A 12928-nucleotide genomic window follows, 5' to 3' on the forward strand; every position below is an offset into this window, starting at 1 on the left:
AAATAAAATGTCATGTTATTAACCCAGGTGAAAATTGCTGTGGTTTTTTGTGCCGATATTTGGAATAATTACGCTTTGTTAACAGTATGGAATCAAAACAGGAAGTATTGAACGAGCTGCTTGGCAAATTTGCCGACCTGTCGGGCAATGATATCAACATCAGTATGCCTTACTGGCGAACCCGTAAAATTGTGAAAGGCGATTTCTTTAACATGCAAAACATTGTATGTACTGATCTGGCGCTGATCAACAAGGGATTGTTCAGGATCTACTACGTGCATCCCGAAACGCAGGAAGAAAAGAATATCTACTTTTTTTCGGAACGTCAATTCCTGGTATCGTTCCGGAGCTTTATAAACCAGTACCCTTGTGCCTATTTTATCCAGGCGATGGAAGATGCCGAGATCATCTCCATTAACTACAACGATCTCCAGTACCTTTATACCACACCAACCGGCTGGCAACGTTTCGGTCGCCTCATTGCCGAACTGTTTTTCAACCACTCGCAGGCCCGTGCCGAAGAGTTCCAGTTCAATACCGCCGAAGAGCGTTATTTAAAGATGGTAGCCCAGCATCCCAACATCGTTAACCGCATTCCTGCCTATCATATTTCATCCTACCTGGGCATCAAAAACCCATCGCTTACCCGTATCAAGAAGCGTTTATCACAACCAAAGCCTTAAAAACGAAACTCAGCTGACAAATGACCCTTCCGGTTTTCACCTAAGTGAAAATTGCTGCCGCGTTTTGTGCTCACCTTTGCTTCATCAAACAAAACGAAATAAAAATTGAAAGTCATGTCAGCAAATAAAACATTGATCATTGAAACATCAGCTGCGGTAAAAACAGCCCGCGAGCTGAGCAAACTATATTTCATAAGGGTAGCATTTTCTGTTACCTGGGTAATATTGGTATCCCTGTTAGCCAAAAATTCATTGGGTGTGGCGACAGTGCTGCTTGTGATCTATCCGCTATGGGATGTTGTGGGTACTTTTCTGGATATCCGTGCCAACCAGGGTAATGGTACATCGGTAACGCCACAATATACCAATGCAGCTATCAGTATTATTACCACTATTGCCGTAGCTATTGCCATTAACAAAGGCGTACCTGCTGCTTTAATTGTATTTGGTGCATGGGCATTATTAACCGGCTTAATCCAGCTTGTGCTTGGTTTGAAAAGGCGCAAAGAATTTGGCGGCCAATGGCCAATGATCTTAAGCGGCGGTCAGTCCATGATTGCAGGTGTGTCATTTATAGCCATGGCCCATTCGCCTAATATGGGGATAGTGAATTTGGCGGGATATTCGGCCTTTGGCGCTTTTTATTATTTACTGGCTGCTATCAGGCTGGGTAAAAGCACAAAGCAGACTTTACAGGTTTAAAATATTGATAGGGATTTAGTGTGATTGATGAGCCTTTGGTTGGTAAACCAAGGGCTTTTTTGTTTATAATCCGTTGTCATTTCGATAGAGCAAGGGCAGGCCTTAGCGTTGGGGCGAAAGAGAAATCTTATTCGCCTTGAAAATCCTAAACGTAAAGCCGTAAAGCAGGAGGTATAAGATTTCTCACTCCTTCCTCGTTTCGAAATGACAGTTTTTTATGATATTTAGCCTTTTACTAATCAAACACGCCCTTAAACTTCAAAAACACAATCCCTTCATTCACCAACTGTGCATCGACCTTAATCATCCCATCAATAACATTAACCTTTATCTCCAACCCAACCTGCCCGTGTTGGTTAGGATCCATAAACGATAAAAACTTAATATTATCCGCCTTAATTAACTGTAGTTTTTTGCCGAGATGATCTTCAAGAACCTCCTTAATTATCTGCATCATACAAACCCCGGGCACAACCGGATTGCCCGGAAAATGCCCTTTGAAAATATCATGTGCGGGATTAAGGGTGATGGTGGTTTTAAGTAAGGCATCATTAACCACAGGCGGAGTGAAACTAAAAAAAGTATCCTTGAGCATTATCGTTTGAGGCGTTTAAGGCCGATGTTAAATTTAAAGTTTTTATGACTAATGCCGACGGTATCGGGGATACCATCATGGATCTCGCCCATAATGGCCTGTACCACTGGTTTACGATCCGACGAGCGCTCCATGCGGATCAACTCCGTTCCCGCTTTATTGGTGATATAATAGTTTGCGCCCTTTTCCTGCGGAAAAACGTAGTACAGGTAGTTATCATCTTTGCGCATATAACCGGTTGAAGGATTTTGTTTGCGCATCATCACCAGTTCAAAATCTTTTTGCAGGGTAATGATTACCGGGCGCTTATCCATTTGTTTAATGATGTAATATACCTTGAAGCCGCCATCGGGCTTAAACTCAAAATCAAAGAATTTAAAACCCATCTCGTTGCTGAACACCATGCGTACGCTTTTATCGGGCAGGGTTTTAATAAGCAGCAGGCCGCTTAAATGATGACCGCCAATTACGTCCACCTCGGTTTTGTAAAGTACATTGGTAAAATCAGGTGCAAATTTTTTGATACTGCGCAAGTCGCCCTCTGCCGGTTTCAGATTTTTATAAATCGACGAGCAGCTTGCCAGGATCAGCAGGCAGTTACTTAATAGCAAAAAGCGCATCCGGGATATTGGCATTGATCTCTTTATTGGTGAAATGCAAGGTTGTGCTGTCGCCCGAGCCTTCCAGCATTTCGATGGTGTTTACGGAATAGTCTTTTTTATCCACAGTAATTTCAATGGTTTTGAAAAACTCACTCAGCTGTTTGTTAACTGGCGAGAGCGAAACCAAATAGGTGCCCTTGTTCTCATAAACGGCGGACTTGAAATCGCCGCTGTTAAGGGCTGTTCCCTGAATACAGTCCACCACAATTTTGTTGATCTGCTTGAACACTTTGTTGGATCGGGTAGATACCTTGTTTTCCTTTTGGCCGTCCTTGATGTATACATTATCCTTGTTCAGGATCATGAGATAGCTGAATGGTTGGGTATATTCCATTCGCAACATATTGGTTTTCCGGTACCAGAATTTTCCTTTGGAGGTGATCTTTTCCGACAGCATGCTCAGGCTTTTTTCCTGGGTGAAATCACTTTTAATACTGTTGGTTTTTTCGGCAACTTCAGCAAACTGCTGTTTAAATTTAGTGAGATCGGTTAGTTGGGTATAGCCGGCGTGTTGGGCTTGGGCGGTAATGGTGAGACAAAGGAAAGCAACGAAAATCATTGCCAATTTAAAAAGCAGAGGCTTGTGCGATTCCCCTCTTGAGAGGGGTGGAGGGGTGTGTTTCTGCACCTCGTTAATAAACAACGGAGAAACACACCCCTGCCAACGCTCTTTGCCTTCGCGCCCCCTCTCAAGAGGGGAGTTTAAAGCTTCATTTTCTTCTGAAATCAATCTACGCATAAGCCTGTAAATTTAGCATTTTATCCAGTCGCACTATTTCATATCCCTGCGCTTTGGCCTGTTCAATAAACAGGGGCAAAACAGAAATTGTTGAGGCTCCTGTATCATGAAACAGGAAAATAGCGCCGGGGTTTAACCGACTGGTTATCTTATTTAATAGTTTTTGACGGTCGTTAGTAACCGTATCCATTGAGCGTACGCTCCAGCCTATAGGTATCATCCTGCTTTTAACGATGGCTTTTTTGAGATTGGGATTGATCACTCCATAAGGCGGCCTGAATAACAACGGGCTTAAATTGATGGTCTGCCGGATGAGTTGATTGGCCTGAAGCAGATCATCCAGCATTTTGGCAGATGAAAACAGATCGAACCAAAAATGATGCGAAAAACTGTGGTTGCCGATAAAGTGCCCCTGCTCGTGGATCTGTTTCAAGATGGTTGCATTCCCGGCAACCCTGTTCCCGATGCAAAAGAACGCTGCCGGAACGTTATGTTGTTTTAGAATATCAAGGATCTTTGGTGTGGCAGCAGCGTCCGGCCCATCATCAAAAGTAATGGCGATGACTTTTTTGCTGGTTTTTAACGAGCACATCACCCGCATAAAAAAATTGGAGCCGATAGAATAGCACCCATAAAATAATATCAGCGAGTAAATAAATACCAGCACCAGGTAACTCCACCATGACACCCCCTCTGTGATGTGCTGCCAGGCTATTAACCCCAGCAGGCCAACAAAAAGGATATTGGTGTTCCTGAAGTTTAACATGCCGAAAGCAGGATTAACGAGTGATGAATATTTTGGTAATGATTATAGATCAAAACCTTTTTTACAGGGATTTCTGCGCCGGTTAAAGCGGACGGAAGATTGCCGTTTTTGAGGCAATTGGCGGCCAACCATAGAGCAAATGCTGATGAAGTTGGATACTCGCCGCAGAGGGCTTTGTAATTGATGGCACGTACATCGGCAAAATCATATTGCTGCAGATGCTCATAAATGGTGTCGTTTTTTGTATCTCCATTTTTACCTGTAAGTATCAAATCGATATCATCAATACAAATGCTTTGAGCAGATAGAAAATTGTTGATGTGCTGCTGTATTTCGGCTGTATTGCGTGGTTTATAAAAGCCGGTTGCCCCATCAATTTTAGCCCAGGCGTTGTCTGATGGCTGGTTGCTTAACAAGAAAAACGCAGCGCCTTCTCCTGCCATTGTCCCCTTGCCGGGTACAGTAAGCAGATCAAAGTTCGAGATTGGGTGCCTGCGGTATAGCCCCATTCGCTTTAAAATGGTATGACTGTTAGCCGTGATTTCATCAATCCCTCCAACCAGTACATTGACCGCTTCGCCTTCGTATAAAAGCATCATGGCATCAAGCAGGGCGTTTTCGAGCGATGCGCCGCCATTTACAAATGTGTTATTGTAGTTATGGCATTGCAGCAGCAGCGCTATCTGCGCGCTGATGGTATTATGGGTTGATTGAATGAAAGCCGTAGGTGCAAGCGCGTCCTCATTTTGCTGCACCATTTTGCTGAGGAAAGTATTGGTATCCTCCAAACAGCCATAAGCAGTGCCGGTGATGATAGCATCGGGTACTGGTATGCCGGCTTGCTGCAAACAATCCATCCCCGAAGCAACGGCCATTTTAATAATGCGGCTCATGCGGCGAATGAGTTTGGGATCGATCAGGGTTTTATAATCCGGTTCGATACAGGTGAGCTTGTCACCGGTATACTCGGCCAGTTCCGTTAGGAACGACTCGTTACCGAATGTATTTTGCGGTGATATATTACTTGCTGCCCTGATGTACATCGCCTATAATTTTGAAAATATTAATGATGAACAATTACCCCCGAACCCAAACGAGTTGGAGAGCACATGTTTTAACCCCGGCTGTTTTGAAAAATGGGTTTCCGGAGTAAAGGAAAGCCCGTCCATAGGCGTTTCAAACCGGAGATTAGGGTATATTAAGCCTCGTTGTACCGCCAGCGCAGAAAACACCGCTTCAATGCCGCCGCTTGCCCCGAGCGTGTGTCCGGTAAAGGCTTTGGTTGAACTCATTTTAGGAGAATGTCCTGCGAATAGTGTGCCGATAGCAGCCCCTTCTGAACTATCATTGTTTTGTGTGCCTGTGCCATGCAGATTGATATACCCGATATCTGAAGGCTGTAAATCGCCTTTCTTCAACGCGCCCTCCATAGCCAGTAATGAGCCTGTACCCTCGGGCGATGAAGCCGTTTGGTGATAGGCATCATTTGCATTATGATAACCGCTCAGGGTACAATACATTTCTTTTTTGATCGATAAGGCTATCCGCTCAGATATCAGTACCACATAACCAGCGCCCTCGCCAAGGTTTAAGCCCCGGCGGTTGGCATCAAATGGCTGGCAGGGTTGTTTGTCCAGGATCATGAGGGTATTAAAACCGTTCAATGTAAAACGGGTAAGAGCATCGGTGCCGCCGGCTATGACTACATCAAGCATATTATTTTTGATGAGCCTTGCTCCATACATGATAGCGTTGGCCGATGATGAACAGGCTGTGCTGATGGTGCCGACATAATTGAGAATGCCCAGCTGATCGGCAACTAAATTGGTGACAGCGCCGCATTCGTGATTAATCACACTGCGTAATCTGCATTTGGTATTATCGCTTAAAAACTCGCTGAAAAAATCTTCGGTTTTATCCATGCCACCAACGGTATTGGCCGAAATAAGGCCGCTTCTTAAGCCGGTAAAATTGTTGATCCCGGCGTCAGTCAAAGCTTCTCTGGCGGCAATTGAACTCAGCATGGCTGTGCGGCTAATACCTGTGTTAAAGCCGGATAAACCGGCCAGTTCATCATTGCTCAGCTTAACCTCGCCAACCGGAAATTCATCGCGGTGTTCAGTGTCGAGATATTTGATGGCCGCAATGCCTGTTTCAGCTTGCTCAAGTGATAGCAGGTTTTGGGCCGTAGTATTACCTATGGCCGAAATTACCCCTACACCGGCTATGAAAACGGGCTGGCCCATTGCTAAGCGTTCGGAGTTTTACTGCTTTCAATAAACTCGGCAACGGTACGTACCGAACGGAAGATTTTTGGGCCATCTTCGGCATTGGAAAGTTTTACTTTATATTTTTGCTGTAACAGCACGATCAGTTCAAGCGCGTCTATCGAGTCAAGCCCCAGGCCATCGCCAAAAAGTGCCTGATCATCGCCTATATCCTCCGGCTTCACATCCTGTAAGTTCAACTGCTCAATGATCTGCTCTTTCAGATCGGCCATTAATTTATCCATTTAGTGTACTGTAAACTTTATTAATATTTTCTGTGGAAAAAGGCATGGAGCCTTCTTTTTTTTCTTTCTCAACCAAAAACAAAACCGCCTTATATTCATCGCCAAGCAGCTCAACCCAACCGCAAATGCAAGCCTGTAATTGCTGGGTATCCAGCAAATTTGAAACGTAGCGGGCTATAAAATCCGCATTAAACTGCTCAAAAATAAAAAAAGCATTCTCGCCTTTAAAATGGTGACGGATGCAAATCTCGCCGATAACAATATTGGGCAGCGTGTAAACAAACAACGCAGGGCTTGCTATTTCCTGTACCGAATCATAATACCGTTTATCGGCATCCAGGCTGGAACTTGCGTTTGATAATACCACGCCGATGTCGGTCGGGCGATATTTAGCCGCATCAAAATCTTTCAGCAAAACCTCGGCAGCAAGCCAGCCCAATTTGGCCAGGTTATCCATTTTATAAAACTTAGGATATTTTGCCCCGATGAGTTGATAAGCAGATAGCAGGAAGCCAGGAACATCAGTGCATTCTGCCTCAAACAGCAGCGTACCATTATAGCGTACAGCATTGCTGCTGATGGTACAATGGGATGATATGTAATGCTGGTTCTTCAATTTATATAATTTCGTCAGGCGTTTAGCTTTTATCGGCTGCCACCATGTCTCTTAAGGTGATGGTGCGGGCCAGTTTGTGCAATGCTTTTTCGTGATTTTTTACGTAAGGGTTATCCAGGTCCCAGACGTAACCGGCCAATACCGAACAGATCTGGCTCTTGGTGCGTGGATCCTGGTTATCAGCAAAAAAGATGGTATCCAGAACACCCTCATACCATGCGGTGACGTATGAGCGAAAAGTGTTTACACCCTGCATCATGTGCTGCATGTATTCCTTATCCCAATCTACCGCCTCGCCGTTAAGCGTGCGGATCACGAGATGGGCGGCTGTTTGGCTCGATACCGTAGCCAGTGTTACGCCTGATGAAAATATAGGGTCTAAAAACTCGGTCACGTTGCCGGTAAGCACAAAGCCATCGCCATGAAATTTACTGGTGGTGGCCGACCATGATTCCAGTACCCTCGGCGCAAATTTAAATTCTACATCTGCAAATCGTTCGCTGAAATAAGGCTGCGATGCGATGAGCCGGCGCAGAATTTCTTCATCGGTTCCTTCATATTGTTTAAAAAACTCGGGATTACCTACAAACCCCAGCGAGGTAATGCCATTGGCGAAAGGGATGATCCAGATCCAAACGCCGGGCTGATGTACTACAATGGTAATGCGGTTTGGCTCATCGGCCATGGAACGTTTTTTATCAACAGCGTGTACAAACAGAGCCTTACGTGGTACCTGGGTAGATGGCCTGTCGAGGTTAAATAACTTGGGGATCACCCGGCCGTAACCGCTGCCATCAATAATGAACCGGGCCGCTATTTGTGTTTGGTTGCCGTTTTTATCTTCAACGGTAGTTACCGAATCCGTACCGTTGAAAACAATGTTGGTAACCGTGGTTTCGTAGTGAACAGGCACACCTATTTGTTCAACAGTATCGGCAAGTGTTTTATCAAAATCGGCACGGGGTACCTGCCAGGTCCAGTTCCAACCGGGGGTAAATTGGTCAGCAAACTGGTAGTCGCAGATCTTGCCATCTTTCACAAACTTGGCGCCCGCTTTTTCCTGGAAGCCTTGCGCTTTAACAGCATCTACAAAACCGGCTTCGGTCAATGCTTCCATGCAACGGGGCAACAGGCTCTCGCCAATTACAAAGCGAGGGAAAAGTTGTTTCTCTACAATTTTTACCTTAAAACCTGCCTGGTGTACAATGGAAGCGGCAACCGTTCCCGCCGGACCGGCACCTATTACCAATACATCTACCTGTTCTGTATTCATATTATCAAATATCCTGTTGTGATTTGGTTAAATTGATTTGCGTTTTTTAATTATCTCTACGCATTCAAGGCCTATTTTATTGTTAATATCTTTTGGTACAGGAAGGAGCATCGAATCGGGGTACATTTTTTTCAACCTGCCTATCATGCAATCACATAATTTTTCTCCAAAGCCGGGTGCCATGCTTTGAAATATAGTAACATAACTATCTCGAAAGGTTTTTTCTAATGCAGGACTCCATTTTCTGTAATAAGGTACTAATTTCGTGGTATTACCTTCGTTTCCTTCTTTTATGGCGTACTCACTGCCCAGCCTTGTACTTAAATTGTGCAAACTATCTTTTGATATAGAGTTTAACCCGTTGGGTATTTCCTCTTTGAATCGCCTGGTTAAAAATGTAACAAATTTAGCCCGCTTTATCGAATCAGGTATTGTTGGTTTTAACGTGGAATTGAGATTGTTATAAAGCTCTTGTTCATTTTTTTTTGTCCATGAATTAGGATGGGCCACGGGCTTTTGTTTCTGTTCGCATGCCCATAACAATGAACAAAAAACAAATGAGATCAGTGCTTTTTTCATTGTTGTGATTTGGTTAAGATTATGGCCGCATTGCATCCCCCAAAGCCAGAGGCTATTTTGAGACAACTATTCAGCGATTTTGAAATCAGTTGGCTGCAAACATTTACCGGGTTGGCATCTCCTTGTTTGTTGAAGCCTTTTGTCGGGATAATAATGTTTTGCTTTAGCGATTGTGCCGCTATAATGGCTTCGATCAAGCCTGATGCACCTAATGTATGCCCATAAAAGCCTTTCAGGCTGTTTACCGGAATATTCTGCAAACCCGCCAGCGTTATAGCTTTTGCCTCCATATCATCATTGTAAATAGTAGCTGTGCCATGGGCAGATATAAAGTCGATATCCCCGGCTTGCAGCCCCGCACTTGTCATGGCCTTATTAATGGCAAAGTAAAGCTCCTCGCCGGTGCGTGATGGGCCTGAAATATGATTAGCGTCATTACTCACTGCGCCTGAAGCTAATTCAATAGCTTCTCCAGTTGGTTTTTCTGCCGATAAAATAACTGTAGCTGCACCTTCGCCTAAATTAATACCGTCGCGGCCAGCATCGAAAGGCTTGCATAAACCCGGACTAACAGCCTGGAAAGATTTAAATCCCGACAATACAAATTTTGAAATAACATCGGCCCCGGCAATAACCGCATGATCGTACTGGCCTGACTGGATCAACCGCATCCCGGTGATCATGGCCGCCAAGCCTGAAATACAGGCGTGTGAAATAACTATTGGTTCATTTACAAAGCCGAAATGTTGAGCTATCTTCTTTGCTGATGAATGAAGGGCTATGCGCTGGTCTAACTCTGACTCCGGTTGCTCAGTTTCCAATAGGCTGATATTCCCTTTTGTGGTTGATAGGATGAGAACAGTTTTTTTATCAGAAATATCGATTCCGGTTTCAAGCAACGTTTCGGTTAATGAAGCGATTAGTAAGTGCTCAAACTTCGTCCAATGCTCATCTGATTGAAAATAAATCTTATCAAACAATGACGCAAAAAATGGTTCGGCAGAAAAAGCCGGGTTTACATGTTGCTTCACGCCCGATACGTTATTAACCAACTGCTCAAAATTTTGAGCAGTTGTAGCGCCGAGCGGCGAGCAAATGTTATCGGCAACAAGGTAAACCTTCTTCATCCCAATGCGCTGTTATATCAAACCTTGTTTTTGTTTCCACTCCAGGAAAAAATCCGGGTTGGTGAGTTGAAGTTCAAAATTATCCCGGTGCACAAATACCTGCATCGATGAACCTTTTACCACCAGCTCGCCGGTTTGGGCATTGAGCAGGCGGTAAGTGAAATTAATCTTGGCCGATTCGGTAGGGGTGTAGGTGGTTTCGATGATCACCTTGTCCTCGTACCGCAAAAAACGTTTATAATCGCAGTTTACGTTAACTATGGGCACAATAAAGCCGGCGTTGTAAACATCCATATAACCCAGGCCGTATTGTTTGCCGAAAGCCTCACGGCCATCCTCAAAATAGCGGATATAATTTCCATGCCAAACCACGCCCAGCATATCCACATCGCTGAATTTAACCTCTATTTCAATAGTATTTGTTAACGATTGCTGCAAAACGCTGTTAGCTTAGTATTTTTTGAAAAGATCGAAATCCGAGCCGAAATCGTCCAGGATTACAGGCCATGGGTGTGCCCAGTAATTTCTAAAACCAAATCCACGGCTGTTGCCGGTGCGGAAAACGGTATATAAAACGGTTTTCTTATCCATATCAACAAAAGTTACCCAGGCACCGCCCTGCGCACGTCCTTTATCCATGCCTTCAACAATGAGCAGCATACCGATGCCTTTGTTGCCTAAAAAATCATAGTTTTTAATCAGCGCATCGATGTCTTTTTCGGTCAGTGTTTTAAAATGACCTGGGTTGGTATCGAAAAAGTTTTTAGTAAGCGCACTGTTAACTTTCTCGGTAACATTCATTGCAAAATGGACTGTATCGCGGTGTACCGCCCTCGCCGGGTTATATTTTTTAGGTTCCTTTAAAAAGAAGTTTTCCCATAATGGAATGTATTTGCCAACAAACTCAGCATTGATCAGTTCTTTCTTGTAAGCCTCTTCCGAACCGATGAATTTCATCTGCGAAAAATCCATACCTAACCAGGTAATAGGTGTTTTTTTATCAAAAATTTCGGCTTTGGTTTGGGCTGATGCCGGTTTTAAAAACAAGCCTGATAATGCTATCAGTAAACTCAGTTTAATTGCGGTTTTTTTCATGGTTGATATTATTGTTGGGGTTGAATAAATATTTTCATTTCGCATTGAGCTATTGTGCTGCCCTTGCAGGTTACTTTTCCTTTGATGATGGTTACATCAAAAATTCGGTTTTCAATTTTTACTTCGGTTTCTATGGTGTCGCCTACTCTTGGCAGCGCAAACACTTCCAGGTTTTTTACAGCGCCGATAAAGCCCGGTTGCATGGGTTTGCCCAATTGTTGAGCTATATAACCTGCTCTTGCGGCGGCTGTTTGGGCAATGTTTTCAACCAGGCCTGCTTCAGTTAATACGTCATCGTTTACCAAAACATTTTCGGCCTGTACCAGTAAGGTAGTGTGCGTAGCATCATCATTTGATGATACCAGCGTATCAACCATTACAAAGGGCCACCTTTGCGGTATCAACGTTAAAATATCCTGTGTTGGTAAGGTCATTGTTTATTGCCAAAAATTATAATAGTTATACCACTGTTCGGGGTACGTTTTTACCTTGTTTTCAAAGCTGATAATAAAATCATTTATCATTTGCTGCATCCCTTCGCCTTTGGCCAAGCCCGAATAATCTTTTACCGGGCTGGAAAAAAAGTGGTAATGCAGCGCGCTTTCCTTAAGGGCGTAAACAAATGTTACCGGCACTTTAAACTTTTCGGCCATTACAAACGGGCCCGCCGGGAATTTTGCGTCCTCACCTAAAAACTCCCTTGTTATTGTTTTATTGCCTTCAATAAACCTGTCGGCATGCATGCAAACCAGCTCATTGTTCTGGAAAGCGGCGTTTATTTTAAATATGTGCGACAGGTCGTTTTTAATCACGATGATGTTGATCTTCCTTTCGCCAGTAACCGAATCCATGTACTGTTTGATCTGCTTATCCTCTCCATCAAACATCACAATGTTAATGCGGGTGTTGATATGATCAAGCAGTTCGCCCGCTATTTCCCAGCTGCCGATATGTGAGCTGAGCAGTAAACCGCCCTGGTTCATGGCAGCAATCTGTCGCAGGTTATCGATCCCATCAAAATTAAAGGTGAATTTATTGGGGATGCCCGACATGATCACCACTTTATCAATAATGCTTTGCCCAAACAGGTAATAGTTTCGGTAAAGCTTCAGGATGGACTTTGCTTTACTTAATCCAAGCCTTTTATGGAAATAATAGTAAGTGCCTTTGGATGTTTGCCACGAAAACAGGAAATAATACAGCGCTACAAACCTCAGCATAAAGTAGGCAGGCTTAACGCCTCCAACCTTTAAAACACTAACAAAAATGCGGTAGCCAAGGGGATTTCCTTTTGATTTTCCCTGCCAGGCGGGCATTATGCAAGCTCTTTAGGTTGTACGCGTGACAGTACGTAATCGTAAAAATCCTGGAAGGTAACGATACCCGTAAAATCCTCGGGTTTTACCTTGAAGGCGAAATTGCTTTCAATCACTACTACGAGGTCTATATAATCAAGGCTGTCCAGGTCAAGTGTTTCTTTAAGGTTTGCAGTAGGTACCATCTTATCTGCATCTACCTCAAATTCTTCGGCCAGGAAGCTGTTAATTCTTTCAATAATCTCTTCAATTTGCATAATGGC

General features: G+C 43.9%; 18 protein-coding genes. 2 read left to right on the forward strand and 16 right to left on the reverse strand.

Translation table 11 applies throughout. The annotated features are described in order from the left end of the window. The first annotated feature begins 86 nt into the window (after positions 1–86). On the forward strand, positions 87–683 hold the full coding sequence (locus tag AC1DUD_RS15560) for a Crp/Fnr family transcriptional regulator (protein ID WP_330862077.1): 597 nt from the start codon (positions 87–89) through the stop codon (positions 681–683). 114 nt (positions 684–797) lie between these two features. Next, positions 798–1385, forward strand: a complete 588-nt coding sequence (locus tag AC1DUD_RS15565; protein WP_477375872.1) for a DUF308 domain-containing protein — start codon at positions 798–800, stop codon at positions 1383–1385. Positions 1386–1620: 235 nt separating this feature from the next. Here AC1DUD_RS15565 and AC1DUD_RS15570 read toward each other — a convergent pair whose 3' ends face one another. From AC1DUD_RS15570 to AC1DUD_RS15645, 16 genes are all read right to left on the reverse strand, one after another. Continuing rightward, positions 1621–1980 carry an ApeI family dehydratase gene (locus AC1DUD_RS15570; RefSeq protein ID WP_477375874.1) on the reverse strand — a complete coding sequence of 120 codons (360 nt, stop codon included), beginning with the start codon at positions 1978–1980 and terminating at the stop codon, positions 1621–1623. Beyond that, complete coding sequence (gene lolB2 / locus AC1DUD_RS15575; protein WP_477375876.1) at positions 1980–2615, reverse strand: flexirubin biosynthesis protein LolB2; 636 nt, start codon at positions 2613–2615, stop codon at positions 1980–1982. The genes AC1DUD_RS15570 and lolB2 overlap by 1 nt, the downstream gene beginning before the upstream one ends. Then, positions 2578–3201, reverse strand: coding sequence for a flexirubin biosynthesis/transport protein LolA2 (lolA2, locus tag AC1DUD_RS15580; protein ID WP_477375878.1), 624 nt, complete (start codon positions 3199–3201; stop codon positions 2578–2580). The genes lolB2 and lolA2 overlap by 38 nt, the downstream gene beginning before the upstream one ends. A 172-nt stretch (positions 3202–3373) precedes the next feature. Continuing rightward, complete coding sequence (locus tag AC1DUD_RS15585; protein ID WP_477375880.1) at positions 3374–4147, reverse strand: polysaccharide deacetylase family protein; 774 nt, start codon at positions 4145–4147, stop codon at positions 3374–3376. Beyond that, entirely contained in the window at positions 4141–5190 is a 1050-nt protein-coding gene (locus AC1DUD_RS15590) for a beta-ketoacyl synthase chain length factor (RefSeq protein WP_477375882.1), read from the reverse strand. The genes AC1DUD_RS15585 and AC1DUD_RS15590 overlap by 7 nt, the downstream gene beginning before the upstream one ends. Before the next feature lie 3 nt (positions 5191–5193). After that, on the reverse strand, positions 5194–6393 hold the full coding sequence (locus AC1DUD_RS15595; RefSeq protein WP_477375884.1) for a beta-ketoacyl-[acyl-carrier-protein] synthase family protein: 1200 nt from the start codon (positions 6391–6393) through the stop codon (positions 5194–5196). Between the two features lie 2 nt (positions 6394–6395). Then, entirely contained in the window at positions 6396–6659 is a 264-nt protein-coding gene (locus AC1DUD_RS15600; RefSeq protein WP_477375886.1) for a phosphopantetheine-binding protein, read from the reverse strand. Then, positions 6652–7275, reverse strand: coding sequence for a hypothetical protein (locus AC1DUD_RS15605; RefSeq protein WP_477375888.1), 624 nt, complete (start codon positions 7273–7275; stop codon positions 6652–6654). Before AC1DUD_RS15605 ends, AC1DUD_RS15600 begins: the two co-directional genes overlap by 8 nt. A 22-nt stretch (positions 7276–7297) precedes the next feature. Then, positions 7298–8548: an NAD(P)/FAD-dependent oxidoreductase gene (locus AC1DUD_RS15610; RefSeq protein WP_477375890.1), complete on the reverse strand. Its 1251-nt coding sequence runs from the start codon at positions 8546–8548 to the stop codon at positions 7298–7300. Positions 8549–8575: 27 nt separating this feature from the next. After that, complete coding sequence (locus AC1DUD_RS15615) at positions 8576–9127, reverse strand: hypothetical protein (protein WP_477375892.1); 552 nt, start codon at positions 9125–9127, stop codon at positions 8576–8578. Beyond that, on the reverse strand, positions 9124–10254 hold the full coding sequence (locus AC1DUD_RS15620; protein ID WP_477375894.1) for a beta-ketoacyl synthase N-terminal-like domain-containing protein: 1131 nt from the start codon (positions 10252–10254) through the stop codon (positions 9124–9126). Before AC1DUD_RS15620 ends, AC1DUD_RS15615 begins: the two co-directional genes overlap by 4 nt. Before the next feature lie 12 nt (positions 10255–10266). After that, the gene (locus AC1DUD_RS15625) at positions 10267–10692 is read right to left on the reverse strand and encodes an acyl-CoA thioesterase (protein WP_477375896.1); all 426 of its coding nucleotides are present in this window, start codon (positions 10690–10692) and stop codon (positions 10267–10269) included. Positions 10693–10704: 12 nt separating this feature from the next. Beyond that, entirely contained in the window at positions 10705–11349 is a 645-nt protein-coding gene (locus tag AC1DUD_RS15630; RefSeq protein WP_477375898.1) for a hypothetical protein, read from the reverse strand. 8 nt (positions 11350–11357) lie between these two features. Further along, the gene (locus AC1DUD_RS15635) at positions 11358–11783 is read right to left on the reverse strand and encodes a hotdog family protein (RefSeq protein WP_477375900.1); all 426 of its coding nucleotides are present in this window, start codon (positions 11781–11783) and stop codon (positions 11358–11360) included. A 3-nt stretch (positions 11784–11786) separates the two neighbouring features. Further along, positions 11787–12665, reverse strand: coding sequence for an LpxL/LpxP family acyltransferase (locus AC1DUD_RS15640; RefSeq protein WP_477375902.1), 879 nt, complete (start codon positions 12663–12665; stop codon positions 11787–11789). Then, on the reverse strand, positions 12665–12922 hold the full coding sequence (locus AC1DUD_RS15645) for a phosphopantetheine-binding protein (RefSeq protein WP_121232894.1): 258 nt from the start codon (positions 12920–12922) through the stop codon (positions 12665–12667). The genes AC1DUD_RS15640 and AC1DUD_RS15645 overlap by 1 nt, the downstream gene beginning before the upstream one ends. Positions 12923–12928: the final 6 nt, after the last annotated feature.

It is taken from the genome of Mucilaginibacter sp. P4_A11, assembly GCF_056402535.1.